At 35.4% G+C, this 20,583-nt stretch carries 20 protein-coding genes and 1 other annotated feature; of the genes, 3 read left to right on the forward strand and 17 right to left on the reverse strand.

The features are described 5' to 3' along the window. The first annotated feature begins 95 nt into the window (after positions 1 to 95). Positions 96 to 812, forward strand: a complete 717-nt coding sequence (locus tag HYG86_RS04980; RefSeq protein ID WP_213167825.1) for an MBL fold metallo-hydrolase — start codon at positions 96 to 98, stop codon at positions 810 to 812. A 26-nt stretch (positions 813 to 838) separates the two neighbouring features. Here the strand turns inward: HYG86_RS04980 and HYG86_RS04985 are convergent, their stop codons facing one another. The 3 genes from HYG86_RS04985 to HYG86_RS04995 all read right to left on the reverse strand — a co-directional run bounded on the left by HYG86_RS04985 (position 839) and on the right by HYG86_RS04995 (position 5,604). Continuing rightward, entirely contained in the window at positions 839 to 2,302 is a 1,464-nt protein-coding gene (locus HYG86_RS04985) for an amidohydrolase family protein (RefSeq protein WP_213167826.1), read from the reverse strand. A gap of 571 nt (positions 2,303 to 2,873) precedes the next feature. Next, complete coding sequence (locus HYG86_RS04990; RefSeq protein WP_213167827.1) at positions 2,874 to 3,773, reverse strand: macrolide 2'-phosphotransferase; 900 nt, start codon at positions 3,771 to 3,773, stop codon at positions 2,874 to 2,876. A 493-nt stretch (positions 3,774 to 4,266) separates the two neighbouring features. After that, positions 4,267 to 5,604: an aminotransferase-like domain-containing protein gene (locus tag HYG86_RS04995; protein WP_213167828.1), complete on the reverse strand. Its 1,338-nt coding sequence runs from the start codon at positions 5,602 to 5,604 to the stop codon at positions 4,267 to 4,269. 175 nt (positions 5,605 to 5,779) lie between these two features. On the opposite strand from HYG86_RS04995, the gene HYG86_RS05000 reads away from it, so the two are divergent. After that, entirely contained in the window at positions 5,780 to 6,607 is an 828-nt protein-coding gene (locus tag HYG86_RS05000; protein ID WP_213167829.1) for a GNAT family N-acetyltransferase, read from the forward strand. Positions 6,608 to 6,785: 178 nt separating this feature from the next. Here HYG86_RS05000 and HYG86_RS05005 read toward each other — a convergent pair whose 3' ends face one another. From HYG86_RS05005 to HYG86_RS05065, 13 genes are all read right to left on the reverse strand, one after another. After that, positions 6,786 to 7,292 (reverse strand): GNAT family N-acetyltransferase, encoded by a 507-nt coding sequence (locus HYG86_RS05005; RefSeq protein ID WP_213167830.1) that lies wholly within the window; start codon positions 7,290 to 7,292, stop codon positions 6,786 to 6,788. Between the two features lie 101 nt (positions 7,293 to 7,393). Further along, positions 7,394 to 8,392 (reverse strand): phosphotransferase, encoded by a 999-nt coding sequence (locus tag HYG86_RS05010; protein ID WP_213167831.1) that lies wholly within the window; start codon positions 8,390 to 8,392, stop codon positions 7,394 to 7,396. Positions 8,393 to 8,395: 3 nt separating this feature from the next. Then, entirely contained in the window at positions 8,396 to 8,872 is a 477-nt protein-coding gene (locus HYG86_RS05015) for a GNAT family N-acetyltransferase (RefSeq protein WP_213167832.1), read from the reverse strand. A gap of 128 nt (positions 8,873 to 9,000) precedes the next feature. Further along, positions 9,001 to 9,207 (reverse strand): nucleic acid-binding protein, encoded by a 207-nt coding sequence (locus tag HYG86_RS05020; RefSeq protein ID WP_213167833.1) that lies wholly within the window; start codon positions 9,205 to 9,207, stop codon positions 9,001 to 9,003. 129 nt (positions 9,208 to 9,336) lie between these two features. Continuing rightward, positions 9,337 to 10,962: a methionine--tRNA ligase gene (gene metG / locus HYG86_RS05025; RefSeq protein ID WP_213167834.1), complete on the reverse strand. Its 1,626-nt coding sequence runs from the start codon at positions 10,960 to 10,962 to the stop codon at positions 9,337 to 9,339. Positions 10,963 to 11,119: 157 nt separating this feature from the next. Continuing rightward, positions 11,120 to 11,379 (reverse strand) — a binding site (T-box leader). Positions 11,380 to 11,771: 392 nt separating this feature from the next. Continuing rightward, complete coding sequence (gene tnpB, locus HYG86_RS05030; RefSeq protein ID WP_213167835.1) at positions 11,772 to 12,899, reverse strand: IS200/IS605 family element RNA-guided endonuclease TnpB; 1,128 nt, start codon at positions 12,897 to 12,899, stop codon at positions 11,772 to 11,774. Positions 12,900 to 12,917: 18 nt separating this feature from the next. Next, positions 12,918 to 13,319, reverse strand: a complete 402-nt coding sequence (tnpA, locus tag HYG86_RS05035) for an IS200/IS605 family transposase (protein ID WP_213167836.1) — start codon at positions 13,317 to 13,319, stop codon at positions 12,918 to 12,920. A 100-nt stretch (positions 13,320 to 13,419) separates the two neighbouring features. After that, positions 13,420 to 13,968, reverse strand: coding sequence for a GNAT family N-acetyltransferase (locus HYG86_RS05040; protein WP_213167837.1), 549 nt, complete (start codon positions 13,966 to 13,968; stop codon positions 13,420 to 13,422). 85 nt (positions 13,969 to 14,053) lie between these two features. Further along, positions 14,054 to 14,383 carry a DUF6054 family protein gene (locus tag HYG86_RS05045; protein ID WP_213167838.1) on the reverse strand — a complete coding sequence of 110 codons (330 nt, stop codon included), beginning with the start codon at positions 14,381 to 14,383 and terminating at the stop codon, positions 14,054 to 14,056. 320 nt (positions 14,384 to 14,703) lie between these two features. Beyond that, the gene (locus tag HYG86_RS05050; protein ID WP_246451951.1) at positions 14,704 to 15,678 is read right to left on the reverse strand and encodes a MerR family transcriptional regulator; all 975 of its coding nucleotides are present in this window, start codon (positions 15,676 to 15,678) and stop codon (positions 14,704 to 14,706) included. A 367-nt stretch (positions 15,679 to 16,045) separates the two neighbouring features. Further along, complete coding sequence (locus tag HYG86_RS05055; protein WP_213167840.1) at positions 16,046 to 17,134, reverse strand: ArsR/SmtB family transcription factor; 1,089 nt, start codon at positions 17,132 to 17,134, stop codon at positions 16,046 to 16,048. Positions 17,135 to 17,164: 30 nt separating this feature from the next. Continuing rightward, positions 17,165 to 18,463: an MFS transporter gene (locus HYG86_RS05060; protein ID WP_213167841.1), complete on the reverse strand. Its 1,299-nt coding sequence runs from the start codon at positions 18,461 to 18,463 to the stop codon at positions 17,165 to 17,167. Positions 18,464 to 18,595: 132 nt separating this feature from the next. Next, on the reverse strand, positions 18,596 to 19,255 hold the full coding sequence (locus tag HYG86_RS05065) for a hypothetical protein (protein ID WP_213167842.1): 660 nt from the start codon (positions 19,253 to 19,255) through the stop codon (positions 18,596 to 18,598). Between the two features lie 82 nt (positions 19,256 to 19,337). Here HYG86_RS05065 and HYG86_RS18265 point away from each other — a divergent pair, with 82 nt between their 5' ends. Continuing rightward, positions 19,338 to 19,460, forward strand: a complete 123-nt coding sequence (locus HYG86_RS18265; protein ID WP_281391311.1) for a hypothetical protein — start codon at positions 19,338 to 19,340, stop codon at positions 19,458 to 19,460. Positions 19,461 to 19,600: 140 nt separating this feature from the next. Here the strand turns inward: HYG86_RS18265 and HYG86_RS05070 are convergent, their stop codons facing one another. Next, complete coding sequence (locus HYG86_RS05070; RefSeq protein ID WP_213167843.1) at positions 19,601 to 20,473, reverse strand: AraC family transcriptional regulator; 873 nt, start codon at positions 20,471 to 20,473, stop codon at positions 19,601 to 19,603. Between the last annotated feature and the right edge of the window lie 110 nt (positions 20,474 to 20,583).

Below are 20,583 nucleotides of genomic sequence, written 5' to 3' on the forward strand. Positions count from 1 at the left end.
TTTGTTTTTACCTTAGCATTTGTTTATCCCATTTAGCAAGATATAGTAAGAAATGGTACAATGATAATATCAATTATAGTAGAGGAGGTTTTTTCGTGGGTACAGTTAAAAATGGTAGTTGTAAGGTACGTTATTTATACAATAGTGGTTTTGTAGTCGAGACGGCGGAACATGTGTTAATATTTGACCTTTGTGAGCTCAGTGAGTTTGTTAATGATGACTTGGTATCGGATAGAAAGGTTATTTTCTTTGTCACCCATAATCACAGTGACCATTTTGATCCACATATTTATCAGTGGGATTGTAAAGACGGTGTCCAGTATGTTATACATAGGGATGTTGCTACTTCTAAAGATGCCAATATTCTTTTGGTAGAGGCAGATGAGCAGTATTCCCTAGAAGGTATAGCAGTTCAGACCTTTGGTTCTACTGATCGTGGTGTATCTTTTTTAGTAGAGGTTAATGGTTTATCGTTATTTCATAGTGGGGACCTCAATTGGTGGAAGTGGAAAAATGACTCTGTAGAAATACAAAACAAAGAGGAGTCTGCTTACAAGTCTGAGGTTCAAAAACTTAAAAATACACCACTAGATATCGCTTTTATCCCTGTTGATCCACGGCTAGATGATTATCATGATTTAGCGGTAAAGTATTTTGCTGATACTGTCACCGTAAACACAATTATTCCAATGCATTTTAGGGATGTGGTACAGCCAGTAGAGGATTTAAGTATCAATTGGGGAAAGTTAGGTTATAGCTCCAAATTTGTGTCCCTTACCAAAAGTGGAGATTCATTAGATTATAAAGGGTAGGGAAAACCTCCGCGTAACTAAATTAGTTACGGGAGGTTTTTTGAATACACTATAACTCCATCTTTTATTACGCTGTTTACTTTTCTTAAACTGGATATATCCGTAAGTGGATTATTATCTAATATCACAAAATCACCTATTTTTCCCTCTTCAATAGTTCCTAGTTCTTTTTCTATCCCTAATAGTTCTGCAGGGTTTTTTGTTGCAGTTTGGATTGCTTCAAATTCCGACATTCCATGTTCTACAAAGAGCTCTAATTCTTTATAAAGTTGACCATGGGGGACATACCCTGCTCCAGAGGCTCCCGCATCAACTGCTGCCACGATTTTGACTCCTCTTTCCATGGCATTTTTGAAGTTGATAGGGAAGTAGGTCTCTTTAAATGGTTTGACTTCCTTATAGAATCTACTCCACAAAATGTCTTCTCCTGATTCAATACCCTTTCTCATTTTTTCTAATGATTTTTTCCCCAATGAGTGATAGGGTTCAGGTATTAATTCTTTCATCTCTTCTGTTTCATATTGTTCTGGATTTTCTATGAAATTTGACCAGTTATAAAACGTATAAGCTGTAGGGACCCAGTAGGTATTTTTCTTATTCATGAGATCAAAGGTTTCATCATCAATTAGACCCAGTGGAGTATGTTCGATACTATCAACTCCCGCCGTCACACCTTCTTTAAAATCTTCTGGCCATGAAACAGTATGTGCTGCTACCTTGAGTCCTTGATTATGTGCTTCTTCTACAATCTTTTTCAAAACTTCAGCCTTCATACTTGCTTGGTACTTATCGATTTTTATACCCTTTTTAAGCAAGTTATTTTTAAATTCCTCATCTTTTTCTATGAAAGCTATGTAAGCTCCAGTAGTTACGGTTTTGATAAAATCAACACCATCTTGTTTTAACTTTTTAACAACTGTACTTGCTTCTTCTTCAGTATCAACATCTATAGACAGACCATCTGCACCGAAGATTTTACTTAGTATAGAAGTTATTAATGGGTTAGGAGGAAAGAATCTCTTTAGGCTAAAGTATCCATAAGGTGGTGATAATGCAGGTCCTGATGCTAGTATTCTAGGACCCACTTCACTTCCTAGTCTCACTTTATCCCTAAATTGCAATAAGATATTTCCTGCACCTCCAGGCATGTTTCTAACTGTTGTAACTCCGGATTTTAATGTTAGGTAAGCATTTCTTTTTAACTTTGTATTCATTTTTTCTGCGAAGGGTTTTGCGAAATCATCTACCCCAGATTGTGAAAGATGCAGGTGAGCATCTATTAAACCTGGTATTACGGTTTTTCCTGAAAGTTCTAGAACCTGAGCCTCTGAAGGTATTTGTACGTCGTCTTTACTGCCTATATTAGTGATAATACCATTCTCCACTAGAATTGTTACATCTTCTCTGAAACTATTAGTTAACCCATCAATTAAGTTGACACCTTGTAACACTACAGTTTTTTTATTTCTTGTGCACGCACTTTTATCCATGTATATACCCCTCCCTTAGAGTATTACAGTTTAGCTGTTAGATTTGCCAACGTCTTCTATGTACAATGAAATCTCTCCACAATTAGGACATACAGCTACTTTAGGCTTTCCTACCCTTTTTTCAAATACACCGGTACCCTTAGCTATAAGCTACAACTTCCACCTTTAGATCAAAGTCTTCTATCATTTCGGTACCACAACCATGGCAAGTTCTCAGGGTTAACACCCTGTTTTTCTTTTCCTCAATATTTACATTAACACCTATTTCTACATATATGCTTAATTCCCTTTATTATTAAGAATTGTTCATATTTTTAGATATAGAGAGACATTGGAACGTCAGGCTGTGTGAGATAGGTGAAGGCATTTACGAATTAGAAATTACCTTTGATCCAAACAAATCTCATTTGGGATTTCCCAAGTAACCATATAATATTGTCTTTTTTTAATTTCAAACTTGCTACCCAATAATACTTATTCGGTATATCAACAGCAAAAAACTTCCTCTAGTATATGTCTAGGGAAGTTTTTTTGCTGTTCTCAAGTTGTTAAACACTTTTAAAGAAGTTCGCTAGTCTAGCTCCAATGATTGTTTTGCCATTTCTTCCATTTCTGGCATCCCTGATATAAGTGCGTATTCCGCTATATCCACTGGGAATGACGCATCTAACTCTATTATATGTTCTTTCATCTTTGGCCAAGAGTATCCGCCGGCTTTTTTGTATGCTGCTATGAGGGTATCAAGGCCTTGTTCACCAAATATTCTGTAGTAGGCAACAAAATCTGCGGACATATCGGCTATTTTTGATTCAGTCCAGTCAATCAACCCTGTTACATTAGCATCATTATCAACTAGTATATGGCCTGCATGCACTTCCCCGTGGATAAATCCTGTTTTTTTGGGCCACATTTCATCGTTTTCTAACCATTTTTGCCATCTATTCCATAGGTTTTCCCCTACACCAAACTTCTCTTTAACTGCATGCATTCTATCTTTCATGGTTTGCCTTATTTGGTCAGGATTCTCTATAGAAATTCCTGCTTCTTCTGCTTTTTCAACTGGAATGCTGTGGATAGATACCAAGGCCTTCCCAAGGGTCTCATGGAAGTTTTGGGGAATATTCTTTTCATCAATAAACCACACATAAGCTTGTGCTTCTTTGTCTATTGTACCTGCTGGAACACCCTTGAGCTTTTTATAGGCTATTAACTCATCAGTATAGATTAGCCAATTTGGTGCTTCAAAAGAAACATATTGGTTTACTACATCTAAAGCTTTCTTTTCAACAGTTGTTCGTGCCATTACATCTTCTCTCCTAGGTATACGCAATACCCAATCTACACCTTCGTTATCTGTGGCAAATACAGCCAAGAAATCAAGGCCTGATTCATCAAATACCAAGGTGTCTTCATTTATTATTAGTTGGTGCTTTTCTGCAATTTCCATAACTTCCTTTTTTGTTTTAGTCATTATTGACACATCCTTTTTATTATTTTATATTTCAGGAGTAAACGAGGAAGAGATCAATATTCTATTTTTGGGTACACAAAAAGAGGGTAGATTTACTCTCCCTCTTAGATTCCCCTGATTATATGCACTTAAATAAGGTTCTTAAAAATAGGTAGACTAATCCCGTTTACTCTACATAGTAGAGCTTCAGCAATATTCAATTACTTATGCTAAAATGTGTAAACGTAGTCTAATATATACAATACCCATTTAAAAGTACCTCCATTTCTTTAATTTACCTTAATGATAACACATGCCACCTAGGCTAGCAAGACCTTGAATACCAATCATTTACCTCTTTGGGTTACGAAGGTAAGGATGTTTCTGGTGTAGTGCTTATTGTGGGTCACCAAGGCTAAAGCCTTGGCTACATTTGTAGGGGTGTGGGTATGGAAAGGATACGTGGGACTTTCGTTTGCCTCCTATTGGATCAAACTGAGTCCTTAAAGTGGGCCTAGATTAGAGCTGATAGTATTGTTGATATAGCGTTTATTTGTTTTTCTGTTACTCCTGAGATACATAGTCGAATATAGTTTTGTCCATTTTTGTCTTTTTCTGACCCTTGGTGATAGAATTCTTGGGTATTTTTTACAAGGATTTTTTGCTGTTGAAGTCGTTTTTCAAAGAAATGGGGATCTACGTGACTGGGTAGTTGCACCCATATAAATATCCCTTGCCCAGGAACATTCCAGTTTAAACCTTCTGGGCTCAATACTTTAAAAATTTCCCTTGCCCTCTTAAGCTTCCTCTCATATGACTTCTTCACTTTATTTATATGTTTTTGGTACATACCTGACCTTATGAACAAATCTAAAGCTGCTTGAGATAAACTAGATGTGTTTAGGTCAGTTATGTATTTAAAGTTTTTTATTTCTTCACTAATAGATTGGGGGAATACAGCAGCCCCAATCCTAATTCCAGGCATAAAGGCCTTTGAAAAACTTTTGATATAAACGGTTTGTTTACTTGTATCATAATAGTGTATTGGCATTGAGCCTTTTCTGGATCCTAAGTCTGCCAGGTAATCGTCTTCTATTACTAGTACGTTGAACTTTTCAGCAAGCTGCGCTATTTTTTGTTTGTCTTTTTCTATCAGGGCATAACCGGTAGGATTGTGATGTCTGGGCATTATGTAAAAGGCTCTTATTTCACCAGCTTTAAAAATTTGTTCTAATTCTTTATAATCTAAACCTTCTTCAGTCCTGTGTATACTTGTAACTTCGATTCCTAAGTGACTGGCCAGTTTTAAAACAAGATCATAAGTAGGTTTTTCCACTAGCAATTTCCCTTTATTTTTACCAAATACATATTGCAGACTCAAATTTATGGCCTGCTGGGCTCCGTTAGTAATTAATATATTAGAGGGTCTTGTATAAACTCCGTCCTTTTCCAGCTCACCCTTTAGTGTGTCCTTAAGGGGTAGAAGCCCTCCTTCCGACTCATAATTGAATAAACTGTACTTGTACATTTCCACAGCTTTGTTCATCACATGGGTAAATTCCCTATAAGGAATAAGTCTTTGTTCCAGTGCCACATTACGAAAATCTATTATTTCTGGAAATACTGCTTTTTTTTGTTGGGAATCAATTAAGTAAAAACCACCACGGGGAACGCTGTAAACTTTGTGTTCTTGCTCTAGTTCTTTATATGCTTTGTTAACAGTTATTTTATTAATATATAGAGTCGAAGATACCTCTCTGCAGCTAGGCAAGCGCTGACCTTCTTTTATTCTTCCATGTTTAATCTCATTGTTTATGTAATCCTTTACCATCACTACCTTAGTTTTTTCCATTAACTCACATCCCTTTGTAGTAGTACAGATTTAAAACTCGGCAATTGAACTATTATACTTTAAATTATATACTGTTGCTACAGTAAATCAATACTTAGTGGAATGTTATTTCTAGATAAACTGTAAATGTTTAGAACTACTTCTACTAAACACATTTTTTAGGAGGGGATCGCAAATGATTAAACTAAGTAAAAAAGATTATTTTAAGGTATTACCATTAGTAAATGAAGTAACCTTTAATAACTTGTTCGCTAAGGTTGTTGTAGAGGATAAAGTCGAAGGAGAAATCTATGTGGACAGTAATGCAAAACCCACTGTATGTTTGGTTATTCATAAGTATGGAATGTCTTTTTTGTGTGGTAATTATTTGAATGAATCTTTTAATGACAGTTTAATAAAATTCCTAAATAATAGTTCACTTAATACTAAAGGAAAATGGATGCTCTTTCATCCTAATGATTGGGAGTCCATAATTGCTTCATTGTTAAACATAAACTCAATAAAACTATATAATGCAACTGATATAGAACCTAGAATTAAAGAAAATTACTTTCTACAAACCCAGAGGGTTAATTTCAAGTTCCGTCCTGAGTTATTTCAGGAGAATATTAAAACCCCAGATGGCCTAACTATAAAAAGAATAGATGAGGATATGTATGATAAGATTTGTGGATCTGTAATTCCTCAATACTTTTGGAATAGTAGACTAGACTTTCTTCAAAAGGGGATAGGTTTTTCTTTAGTTCAAGATGACAAAGTTATAAGTACTTCCTTTGCTTCATTGATAGCTGATAATACATTAGAGCTTGGAGTTGAGACTTCAAAAGAGTTTAGAAATAAAGGACTGTCGATTTTTGCAGCAACTGAGCTAATAAATTACTGTCTCTCTAATTCTTTAAAACCTCTTTGGTCATGTAGAAGTGACAACCTTGGTTCTTTTAAACTTGCACAAAAATTAGGGTTTCGTCCTGAGTCATACCATATTTATTATTGCTTAAAATAGGATACTGTAGATATAGCTTTCAAAGGATTTTGGTTCACTCTTGGGGATTATTTTCGCTCTACTTGGCCTAAACTTATAAATACACACAGATCAGCTATACAGGAACACCCTTATATTGTAGACATCAAAAAAGGTCTACAATATAAGGGTGTTTTAATTGTCAGCCTGTCTACTTTACCTATGGTTTTTTAATAAAAAAAAGATTTAGATCATCATCTACCCTTACATTACTCCCAGGCTCCACAGGTTTAAGATTGTATGTAAGTCCTTGACCATCGGGGATATATCCTCTTTTTGCATAGAGCCTTTGTGCACTGGAATAGCTTGGGTATAACCCAACCCCAATACCTACTATTTTGTATTTATCAAAGGCTATTTTTTCTATTTCCTCCATCAGTAAATTCCCTATACCATTTTTTCGGTAAGGGGGTATTACATTAAAGTCGTTTATTTCTGGTATATCTCTTTGTTCAAAGTACGGGTAAAGGGATTTATCTAGTAGGTGTAGGCTTCCTACGAACTTTCCCTCTAGGAATGCTAGTAAAGTTATCCTTTCCCCTGTAGAATTTTCTTTCCAGCACCTTGTGATATATTGCAGAGACTTCCCGATTTTGTGTTCAGAAAAGACTTGGTGTATTGTTTCAATATCCCTTTCTTCCATTTGCCTTATTTCTATTTCTGCCAAATGTATCGCTCCTTTAATTTTTACTGCATAGTACCCAATCCTTGCTGGGAGAATCCCTATTTAAAGGCCATGACTGTTACCGACTTAGTGATAGCAATCTTTCATATCTCCATAACCTTCACTAAAATCTGTAGTCTTTTTTCTACTATTTTTACATTAGTACGTATCTCTTCCTCACTACATTTATCAAAGCCTGCCATAAACAGTTGCCTCAGATGTTGTCTTATATGTTCTAGTTTTATGATGGTAGCGACTTCTTCAACTGGTGTATTCTTGTCATTATAAAGTTGTATGAATTCTTTAAGAATCCCTTTGTCTTGACTAAAAAACAACGTTCTAGCTATCTCCACAGGCCAAAAATGACTTTTGGCCTCATCCCAATCTATTAGGGTTGTCCCTTTATTTGTATACATGATGTTTCCTTCATGCATATCACCATGAACCAAATGGGGTGTATACTCACCTAGATTTTTTGATAACTTGTACACATGCTCAAAAATTCTTGGTATAAAGTCTGGAGTGGTTAGCTTATTTGTATGGAAATCCCAGATAGATTGTTTGCCTATAAGTGTACTACCAAATGACTTGTCTATAACTAGGTCTATATTCTCATAGTACTCTCTTATACTTCTAAATCTAGGACCTTCTTCTAAGGAACCATAGTAAGGCATTTCTATCTTGTGGACTTTTTTAAGGTTATCTACAAAATCGGCTATCCATTGATTTCTAGTTAAACTAGCACCATCACTTCCCGGAAACCATTTTTGGATTATATAACCATAAGGGAAGATTTTATCTGAACTATCACAGTTAGTTAGGGTAATACATTTTACATCAGATTGTTTGATAAGACTTTGAACTAAAAGTAGTTTTTCTATGGCTGGATAACCTTTTCTAGTTAGTATCTTTAGTTGCAAGGAAGGCTTGCCTTTAACATAGAGAACGTAATTAGTATTCATTCCTTTGTTAATTGGTTCCACCTTGTCAATTTCTATATGGTACTTTGTTAAAAGGATAGATTTCAATTGATCAAATTTACCAATTAACTCATAATCTTTAGGTCTATATGCTGGATGTGTGGGAAATAAGATTTCACTCATCTTCTAACTCCTAAGCCTCATCCTACTAAATATGCACTCCTTTTCACTCATACCGGCCCCTGTATATACCTTTCGTGCAGCTGGATTGTCAATATCTACAGTGAGACGTAACTCCCATATGTCTAGGTCCATCCCTACTTCTTTTATTCTTTCAATTAAAGCTTTTGCCACACCTAATCCTCTAAATGAGTCTTGTGTCCAGACTTCATCTACAAAAATTGTTCCTTTCCTTTTGTCGGGTTTAGGTATCAATGATGCTTGTAAGTATCCCACCATTTCACCATCAATTTTAGCTGCAAACACCCAGAAGTACTCCTTTTCAAGACAGTTTCCATATGTTATATCTTCATTTGTGTAAGGTGCTAGTTCGCCTTCTTGTCTCAGTTGGGAAGCCCTCTTCCCGTGGATCCTCCATTTAATCATATCCAAGTATTCTTGGTAGTTTTTCATTGTTACTCTTTCTATCTTAATACGGCTCATATTTTCCTCCCTGTTAACACTACAATTTACCTATTTTAGATGATTCCAACTAGGCAGAACCCTTAAAGGTCTACGATAATACAACACCATAGTACCAAATCCTTGCTGGGAGAACCCTCCCTAGAGTATTACAGTTGAGCTGTTTGTAATTTGTCAACGTCTTCTATGTACAATGAAATTTCTCCGCAATTAGGACATACAGCTACTTTAGGCTTTCCTATTCTTTTTGCAAATACGCCGGTACCCTTAGCTATTTTAATCCCATAAGCTCCACCTTCTACCTTTACATCAAAGTCTTCTATCATTTCCGTATCACAACGATGGCAAGTTCTCATGGTTATCACCTCCTGTTTTTCTTTTCATCAATATTTACATTAACAGCTAATTCTACATATATACTTAATTTCCTTTATTATTAAGAATTGTTCATATTTACAGCCATATTATTTAGTCTCTGCCCATCTCTATAGGTTATTTTTAAGTCTTTCTATCTCTTCATCTATTTTCTTTTTATCAATTCTTTCAAATAGAATCTCTACTTTTTCTATGGTTAAGCCTGATGGCACTTCAATATACCCCCACTCTGGGCTGTCTATTTTTAGTATTTCACGGATCCTAGATGATGAGGTTGGTAGAAATGGGTGCAGTAGGATTGAAAGGTTAGCTATAATCTGTACACATGTATAGAGGGTATCATTACATTTTTCAATGTTATTCTTTACAGCAATCCATGGTTGCTCTTCGTCAAAATACTTATTTGCAGAACGTATAAAAGAAAATATTTTCTCTATGGCATCTTTAAAGTTACCATGTTCAATAAGCTCTCCTACTTTTATATAAAGGTCACGCAATTCTTTCTTTATGTCAGAATTACATTTTCCATCTGGTACTATGCAGCTAAAGGATTTTTGTATAAATACAAGATTTCTATTGATAAAGTTTCCATAGGCACCTAATAACTCTCCATTATGGCTGTTGATAAATTCCCTCCATGAAAAATCTCCATCTCTTCTTTCAGGCCCATTGGATATCAAGAAGTAACGGATGGTATCTGGGTGATAGTGTTTTAGTAGATATGGTACCCAAACCGCCCAGTTCTGACTTGTGGATATTTTTCTACCTTCTAGGGTTACATATTCACTGGATATTATTTTATCAGGTAAGTGGAGTTTTCCATGGGCTTTAAGCAATGCAGGAAGAATAACAGTATGAAATGGTATGTTATCTTTTCCATGGACATAGTAATGGATGGATTTTTCTGACCATATGGACTCCCAGTTTTCACCTTGGTTATTTGCCCATTTTTTACTTGCTGATAGGTAACCTAGTACAGCTTCAACCCAGACGTATATTTTTTTATCTTGAAATCCTTTTACAGGAACAGGTATGCCCCACTCTAAATCCCTTGTTATAGCTCTATCTCGAAGACCCTCATTGACATATCTTTGAGATTGGTTTATTGCGTTTTCCCTCCAACCTGAGGATGAATTGATATATTTTTCTATAAAACCCTCTAATTTCGATAGTGCCAGATAAAAATGTTCTGTTGGTTTAAAAACTGGTGTTTCTCCACAAATACCACAGCTTATTTTTTCTAAGTTTGAAGGTTCCAACAGAACCCCACAGGCGTCACATTGATCGCCCTTTGCGCTTTTTCCACAATTAGGGCATAAACCTACAACAAATCTATCTGGAAGAAATTGATTGCAAGCATTACAAAAGGCTTGTTCCACAGTCTTTTTATAGATGTATCCGCTATTTAATAGTTTTTCAAAGTATTTTTGAACAAAGTTAATATGATCATCGTTATTGGTTTGGCTGTATAAGTCGTAAGAAAAGCCAAGTTTTTCAAAGCAATCCTTAAATTCAATGTGATAGTGATTTGCTATTTGTTCAGGTGTGACCCCTTCCTTATTAGCTCTGATCTGAATAGGTGTACCATGGCAATCACTACCTGAAACGTAACATACATTATATTTTTTTGATCTATAATATCTTGCCAAAATATCTCCTGGTAGTAAAGCAGCCACATGGCCTATGTGTAACGAACCATTTGCGTAAGGCCACGCTCCTCCGATTAATACATTCATAAACTAGCACCTCCTAATTATTTTAATAACTCATGTTCAACAAAATTCAAAGACTTAGGAACCCTAGATTTCTTCTTAAAACCTTTATTCCCGAGCAGTGGATTTCTTATAACTTCTTATTTTTTCATATAAAAAAGCTCTCACCTCCAGGTTTTATCCTGGGGACGAGAGCTTTAACTTCGTGGTACCACCCCGGTTCGCCAATGTTTACACATCAGCCTCAACAAGTACGTCAGAATGAATTTCTGATTATACCCTGGCACTTTAACGGGTGCACCCGTCGCAGCCTAAATCCTAAGATATTCGGTGCGATAGCTCCAAGACCATGTTCAGCCACCTATTCTTTCCTCCTTCTCAGCTTTGTGGAGTTCTCTGTATAAGACATCAATAGCTTACTCTTCTTTTCATTGCTTGAGTATGTTTTCTTTAAATTTATCATATGTAGAAATTTTCTGCAATATGTCGTCAGATCAAAAGAGACATGTTGACGTTTCGTTTTTTCTACTTCGGGTATGTGAGTAAGCCTGATTCTTAGTGGTAGCATTATTTAATGGTTATTAAAGCATCTTGATTAGTTTTGTGGGTCACGGGCGGGTTCGGAGCCCCGCTCCCTACAGTATGTGGGGGCGTCTTGTGGGAAGCCAAAGCTGAAGTTTTGGCTAAGTCAGGCTAGTGAACCTCCCACGAATGAATTCGCGGGCTTCCAGTATCACTACTAGAATTTCCTGTTTCTCAGACCGACCTTACTGCATCGCATTCTCCACAGGCGTTAATTCGGATAGTTCCTACCCTACATGTTTTGTTTTTTGTTAGGCTAACATTCGCAAGCCTTCTTGCAGTATATTCCTACTGGCATTTATATCTCTATCATGTTCATTTCCGCAATTATCACAAGTCCATTCTCTAACTGATAGACTCTTGGTTTTTGTGTTCTTAAATCCACAATGAGAGCATAGCTGACTAGATGGGAATAACCTGTCTATCTTGACATAAGTTCTGCAATACCAGTTAGCTTTATATTCTAGTTGTCTAGTGAATTCTGACCATGACACATCTGATATTGCTTTAGCTAGTTTATGATTCCTTACCATTCCTCTTACATTTAAGTCTTCACTAACTATAACTTGGTTTTCGTTGATAATTTGCTTAGACAGTTTATGTAAGAAATCCCTCCTGGTATCTGATATCTTTTCGTGAAGCCTGGCCACCTTGATTCTCATCTTGTTTCTATTGTTACTAGTTTTTTGTTTCTTGGCTAATTGCCTTTGTAGTTTTGCCAGTTTTCTTTCATGTTTATATAGGATTTTTGGATTAGAAATTGTATTTCCATCACTGTCTATCAGAAAATTACTGATTCCTAAGTCTAACCCTATAGTCTTATCTACTTTCGGTAGTGGTAGATCTTTTGTTTCTGTATCCACAAGAATACTCACAAAATATCTTCCGCTTGTGTTTTGAACTATGTTTGCAGACTTGATTTTTCCATCAAATTCTCTGTGAACTTTGGATTCTATCCATTTAAGTTTAGGTAACTTAATTTTATTATCTGAGAAATCAATTTTTATGTTGTTATTTGTAAAATTAGTTGTGTAGCTTAATCTATTGCTATGTCTACTTTTAAATCTAGGAAATCCTGTCTTATCTTTTCCTTGTTTAACTCTTCTAAAGAAATGCTGATAAGCAGTATCCAGGTTGTAAATAGAATTGGTTAAGGCGAACTTATCTACTTCTTTAAGCCATATCAGTTCTTTCTTTAGTTCTCTGTTTAGATGGTTGTTACAGTCTATTTTAGACAGAGATTCTTGTTTGTCTTTATACAGCTTTATTTTTTCGGCTAAGTAGTAGTTATACACAAATCTAGCACACCCAAAGGTTTTAGCTAGTTGCTTTTTTTGCATTTCATTTGGATATATTCTATACTTGTATGCCTTTAACACACTGGTTCGCCTCCTTTTCTATTTAGTCTTTTGGCCTCTTATATATTCCCTTATCTGCTCCTGTGTATTTTCTGATACAGTGGCTACAAAGTAGCTAGGATTCCACAAATGTCCACCCCAGAGCTGCTTCTTTATTTCTGGATGAGCTTTAAATAATAACCTTGCACTTACGCCCTTTAATGCTTTGATTATATTAGGAATATAATGTTGAGGGCTGCAATCTATAAGTAGATGAATATGGTCTAAATCAGTTTCTATTTCTTCTATTGTGAACTGATTGTCTTCTGCTATCTGTTTAATTATCTCTTTTAGAGTCTTTTCTACTTTTCCTAGTAGTATTTTGTGTCTATATTTAGTACACCAAACTATGTGATACTGGATAGTATAAACATACCCTCTTCCATAAATAACTTTTCCCATACGTCACATCCTTTAATTACATGTTAACATATGTATATGTATAATTCTAGTATTTGTAATAATATAAGATCTATTTTAAGCAACATATGTTGCCACTAACTCATTCAATGGCCTCTAATGAATATTCCAGTTGACAATCGCAAGGTTCTTCTGCCACTAGCCTTTCGTTATATTCCACAGCTTCCCTGCATCCCACAGCCTTATAGAATGCCTGGGATTCTTCCGATGAGTGTGTTGATATGTAGAGTTTTTTTGCTCCCATTGCTTTTGCTTGTTCACATGTAAGTCTAAACAATTTCTTTCCTATACCCATTCCACGATAGTCATATGAGGTGTGTAGACTGGAAAGTTGCAAGTAATCCTTGTTTGATCCAAATAGCTCATTTTCAACTGATGCAAATCCAACTAGCTCGTCGTTGTAGAAAGCCCCTGTGACTTTTCCCCCTGCATCTATTGTTCTGTATAAGTGTTCAATTAGAGTGTTGTAATCATCCATACTCCAGTTTTCTGTGAATGGGATATCTTTTAATACCCAGTCGCCATTTTGTTTGCGCCAGCATTTTTTGACTTCCTGGTAACGATTAAATTTTACAAATATATCAATGTTGATCTGTGATTTATTTAATTCTTTAAGGTAGATTTGATTCATGTGTTTTCTCTCCTTTATGTTCTTCTAGGCCTCAACTTATTAGTCTAATCCATATTTTCTAATGACTCGGGCTCCTTTGCTTTTGTTACTCAATTACATATTCATTAAGTATTTCTTTGACACTGTGTGCAAACTCATCAGCTGCTCCCCAGTCGAAGTTGAATATTAGTCCTTGGGAGCTTCCCGTTCCCACTGATCTCACTTCTGTGGTTCCGCTTATGTTGTCACATATCATAATTAGCGCTGCTCTGTTAGATGTTCTAAAGTAGTATTTCTCAAAAATCAATGTACCAACGAATTTCCCTTCCCCTACATCTAATAATTCTTCGTGAACTAGTTCAGCATTGTGATTTTGTTTCACCAACTCCAATGCTTCTTTAGGGGATATGGTTATTTTGAAGTTAATTTTACTCATTATTTTCCCTCCTTAATTAATTGGGGCTAATATGTAAAGCTATGCTTATTTTGTGGGTCTCCCAAGGCTAAAGCCTTGTCTACAACTTTTTTAAATCCTCCCTAAGTCTATAGCAAATCATTGATTACCCTATAGCTATATCTTATGAAAGTGGTAGTTTGAGGCATTGTCATCTTTTCCCACCCATTTATAGTATTCGTCCCTTAAGCTATTTTCCCTTCAAATATTTATAAGATTCTATTATAAGCATTGAGTTTCCTTTTATATAAAAATAATCCCCTGTAATTAAATATACAGGGGATTGTGCACAAGTAGCACAGTTACTTCAACTTAATTGGTACTAACAAATCAAGCATTCCGTCTATACCATCTTCTGGCCATCCCATATGGGAAGAATACACCCAGTTTAGATGTTCTTCAAGGCATCCTCCCATGATTTCTTCACCAAGTTCACTATAATTAGGAATGTACTTTTCGTTGTTTTCTGCCCATTTACACAAAAGTTGCCATTCATGAAAATCCCCGAACTTGATGGAATGTGCGCCGTATAAACCACCCTCAAAATATTTCTTTGTAAGGGGCTTAGGTACTTCTAAATCCTCTGGGATGGTAACCCAACTCTCATATCCATAAGGGTTATCTTTTGAGGGGTTTGGATGATTAAAACCGAACATTCTTGCATCTGGCTTTAGTTCATACAGTTTACATTCTTGGATAAATTTGTTTATCTGAGCACCTACTGTATCTTCAGGATTCTCTCCGATGTAGTGATATGAAGCAACTGTACATGATGGTAGTAGTACTATCCGCACATTTTCCAACTTTCTTAGGGTTTCATTAGCTTTGCTTAGTTTTTCCACTGAACATTCCTCCTTGAAATTAGTTCTTGAAAGGCTCAGAGCGTCCACAACCTTGATGATATCATCATCGTGTAACAAATCCAGTTTAACATTTTCCTGAAGGTCTTTATCGAGGCGAGATACAAAGATTTTTAGTATATCTCTTATTGTACTTAGAGCAACAATCTCACTATCTAGTTCTTGGATGTTTTCCAGAAATATACTTAAAATAGAATTATATTCAATATTCTCAAGTATCACGGCGATTTCTTTCAAAGAAATCCTTAGCTTTCTTAGTACTATTATTTGCTGTAGACGTCTTACAACATTTTCATCGTACATACGATATGCATAGTCTTCTTTGCGTAGGCTGGATAAAAGACCTATTTGTTCGTAATAACGCAGTGTACGTGTTGAAACATTAAACGTTCTGGATACTTCACTGATAGTCATCATTGTCAAAGGCTCATCTCCTTTCTGAAACTTAGTATAAAGTACGACACGACGTCAAAGTCAAGGGGTATGTCATAGTTTTTTTACCCTACAGGGTTTTATTTTTTTCTTTTCTTATGTAAAGTTATGTATTCTAACTGATATAGCAATTTCCTTCTAAAGATATATTAAAACTATATTAATTATGAGACCGTGCAATCACCTCTAGTATGACATGTATTGGCACAATGAAGGTCGGGGCCCCATACTGTTAACTTTCATTAGAAAAGACCTTAGAAAGTGATTTCTAAGGTCAAGATAACTGAATTTATGGGAGGAGGTTTTAGGTCTGAGCCCTGCACCCTGTATTATTTACCTCTTACTGTATTCTTTAAGTAATTTTCAAGTCTTTTTTTAAGTCCTTAAAGCATTTCTCAATTGTTTCGTGATTAACTACATAAATATATCGCCCTTCTGCATGTAAAGGCACGATAATTTTGCTTGTGGTTAAATTACTTATATGATAAGAAATAGTAGCAGAAGATACCCCTAATTCCTTAGCAATTACCTTTGTGGATGTTGTACCACTTGCGATACATTTTAGTACTTCGTAACGGGTTTTATCCCCTAAGTTTTTAAATAACAGTATTCTGTCTGATAACTCATTTTCTTCTCTTTTAGAGAGTTTTTGAAAAATCTCTTCAATCCCCATTCCCCATGCAATAAATCCCGGACCTACTCCTGGATATATGTGAATACTATAATCACCAAAATAGGATATCAGCATGTGTCCTTTTTCTCCTGGTATCATGCTATTTTTTAATGTTCCATTGGTGATTTTATCTAGGGCATCACCTTCAACATTGTTTAGCCGCAATATGAACTCTTCTCCATAATCCATGATTTTCTTTTCTACTGGTGAGTAATACTCCAAGAAAATCCCTTCTAAAGACCTAAGGGTATTTATACATTCATTCAGACTTTCCTTTGGAGTCTTTGTAAATGTGAGTAATTGCCATTTTGTTTCTCCCGAATAGCTAAGTTTATTAATCCAAGACATTAGTCTACTATCGTCATTCACTAATTCTTCAGCCAATTTTCTAGCCTCTTGGCTTTTAGGGGTGCCAGTTTCTTTGGCTTCTAAACTCCCTATAATTGTTTTTACTATTTCTTTAGAATCTAAGTTTTGCAATGCATCCAAATAATCACTAACGTTTACATAATCAAAGAAAGAATACTTGCCCAACAACAAGTGAATTATATTTATATCGTCATAGTAGTAGTACTTAGATAGAATGTTTTTATAGGGCTTTAACTTAAGGCTTATTTCAGTCTGTAGTTTTATAAATTCTTCTGGGACTTCATCCTTGTGATTATCTACTTTTGAATTATCTTGTTCATTATAATGTACAAGACTGGGAAAATATAAGTAGTCATATATTTTACTCGCATTGGGGTAGAAACTAAATAAGCTTTTCATAAAAAGCCTCCTTCTTGTTTAAGCTATAGCCTATGTTGCAAAACTCTCATTAAGTTCCGTATCCTCAACTTTAATAGGCGATTGGTCTGCTTTTAATAATGGTTTTTGATAGTATAGCACAGCCAATAAAATAATTCCAGAAGCAAAGGCAATAACATATGATGCAGGGAATAGATCAAGGGCAATACCAAAAAGCATTTGTCCCAATGGCATAGCTATTGTAAGACCTAGATTCATGGTAGTCCCAACTCGCCCCATGAATTGTCTAGGAACAACAGTATCAAATAATGTTCCCAGCCCTATATTAGCTAATGATACTATCATAGCCATGGTAAAGGTTAATAATGTAACTACTAAAATAGGTACATTGTTAGTTTCATATAGCCCGATAAACGACTTTGAGGTTGCAAATGATAATAGTAAAATAAATACTGCTACAATGGAAAAAACATAAACTAGTAATTTACCAACTTTAATTTTTTTTGCAATTCCACCTAGAAGCATAGGTGATAATAGCATAGAGAAGGAAACTGATGCTGCAAAAAATCCATATTGGATTTCTGAACCAACTAGAGTCTCCCTGATTACAAAAAGCAAGACTACACTGAACAGGGGTGCAAAACAAAAATTTAAAATCATACCCAATCCAATTATATTCATTATTATTTTATGTTTTTTTATCAAGTTAACCCCTTGTAATAGATCAGTTTTAAAGGCACCAAGATTAATTTTATCTGGTTTTTTGTTTGTACATGGTATTTCAATCAGTAGCTCACTTAATGCAGAAAGGATAAAACTTATACTATTTATTATAAATATAACCAGCAATCCTGCAAAAGCGTAAAGGGTTGCTGCTATCAATGGCGATAGCATATTTGCCCCACTTAGAATGACTGATTTAACACTATTAGCTTCAAATAATTGCTCTTCATCTACTATACTAGGTATAACTGCTGACATTGCAGCACCAAAGAAAATCTCAGTTATTTCAAGGAGAATTACTAGAACATAAATACTTGCTAAACTTAACCCTCCGTTTACGGAATATAAAATAGCAAATCCTCCTATTAAAATACCATTAAATAAATCCAATGTAACAATACTTTTTTTTCGGTCAAACCAATCCCCAAAAACTCCAGCAACAGGTGAAAGCACGAGCCTAGGTAGAATCGATATTGCCATCATAGATGCAAAGATAGTAGCGGATCCTGTCTCAGCTAGAACATATAAAGATAAAGTAAATTGTTGCATGTTGCTACCCACCATGGATACCCCTTTACCTAACATTAGCAATGCAAAGTTCTTATTCTTTAAAATCCTTAAATTCATTTCAAGCCCCCCTTTGATAGTTATATTATAACGGAGCTTGTATTACATGTCAATCTAATAATTAGATATTTATCTAATTATTAGATTGACATGTTTCAAAAACTAAAAAGGTGGCTAAATAGCCACCTCAAATTATCTTACATTCTGATAAGATATCCTATAAACTCCATCTAACTTCCATAATTCTTGTTGCCTGAAATAAGTAAACTCTATCTCCATATCTTCTTGTTTTACCAGTACTTTCCTCTTCCCCCCTAAGGTCATACTAACCTTTGTTTCTGCAACTTTAATATTATCAATCTTATCTAAAACATCTAACATTGTACTAGGATTATCCGTATTTTCAATGATAAATTTTAACGGATCCACACTTTCTATAAAACTATCAACAAATTCTTCATGCCTTAATAACACCTGTTGATTTGTATAACTAACCCCTACTATGCTGATAATTATTGAAGGTAATAGTAGGCATGAAATAATTAACATCTGACTTTTCTTCATGCCATATTTCAGTCTTTCACCTTTAACCAATCTGGAAATATAGTAATTAGCCCCTAATCCCATGGGTAAAATTAAAAGCAGTTGAATATACAAAATGAATTCAAAGACATCTCCCATTTGTATAGTTGTTTTAACAATAAAAAAGTTCAGAAACCCTAGGATAAAACAGAAGCTACTTAGGCTGTCCTTTTGGGCAAACTCTTTTAAGTTCCTAACCCTAAGAAAAAGAATAAACAGAGGACTTGCTAAAAGAAAACTCACAGATATATCCTTTAAAAACTCAATCATTTTTCCCCACCCTTTACTATGTTAATGATGAATATATTTCTCCATTAAATCTAGAAATCCTCTTTTTGGTAGGAGTAGATTATTGGCTAAGGAAGTTGTGGATGAATTAAGGGACTTTCAAGGGAAATATGAGTATATCCCTTGTAATGTTCAAAGCAAAAATGATGTGGAATATCTTTGGCATCTTGAAAAACACGAAAAATGATGCTCATTTGGTCTGGTTGTCAAAGACAAAAATAATCGGGAGATTTGCCATGGCTCCAGTGTCAAAGCGGAAGTTGATTTAGATTATTACTACTACAAAAAAGGAGCCCTTATGGACTCCTTCTTCATTTGCCACTTATGTTATTTCTTCTTCACTGGTATCCAGATTTGACTTGTGAATGTTGGAGAGTCTAGCTCCTTTTCTTCGTTCCATAGTATTTCTGGTCCTTCTGCAATTTCGTAGTTTGATGATGGGAACCATTCTGAGTAGATGCGTCCCCATATGCTTTGAAGGGTTTCTGGGAATGGACCCACTGCTTCAAATACTGCCCAAGTAGATGCTGAAACTTCCAGTTGAGTAAAGCCTTCTGAACATTCTTTAGTAGTTGCAACACCTATATAGTGGTCTAATTCACCCTTCTCCTCCATTCTTCCTTGGGAGAAATTCGTAGATGCACTGATTATTCCAGCTGGCTCAACATTGGAAAGTTCTTTGAGATTCTTAATCATCTCCTCATTTAGACTTTGCCACATGGCAGCAATTTCTGGGTTAACTCCATGGAATATGATGGGGACACGTTTACCCATACCCACAACTCTAAATGCCTGCTTTTCTACAATTCGATAGTTCATTTCACTACCTCCTTCTATTGTTAGTTTAAAGGTCATTTTAGGATATGCTTTCATTTGTTGACTATGTTCTCTTGCTTCTGAAGGTGTTACACCATGTAAATTTTGAAAAGCCCTTGTAAAAGAGTCAGGTGAACTATATCCGTATTTTACAGCTACATCAATAACCCTGACGTCATTGTTGATAAGCTCAAAGGCTGCAAGGGTAAGACGTCTGCGACGAATATACTCCCATAGGGATACACCTGCTAGGAAAGAAAACATTCTTTGAAAGTGGTATTCAGAGCAGAGAGCAATTTTTGCAATTTCCTTAGTGTCGATTTCGCAAGTTAGATTGCCTTCGATATAGTTCAAGGCTTCATTCATTTTCTTAATGGAATCCATTTTTATGACCTCCTTTAACAATATAGTATCAGGTGTGGAACTAATATATCCGACATTCCCTGCACAGTTACGTAGGGTGGTGTCGGATAACAGGGTACCTATGGGTAAGT

Origin of the sequence: Alkalicella caledoniensis (assembly GCF_014467015.1) — a bacterium.
In the GTDB taxonomy this organism is placed as follows: domain Bacteria; phylum Bacillota; class Proteinivoracia; order Proteinivoracales; family Proteinivoracaceae; genus Alkalicella; species Alkalicella caledoniensis.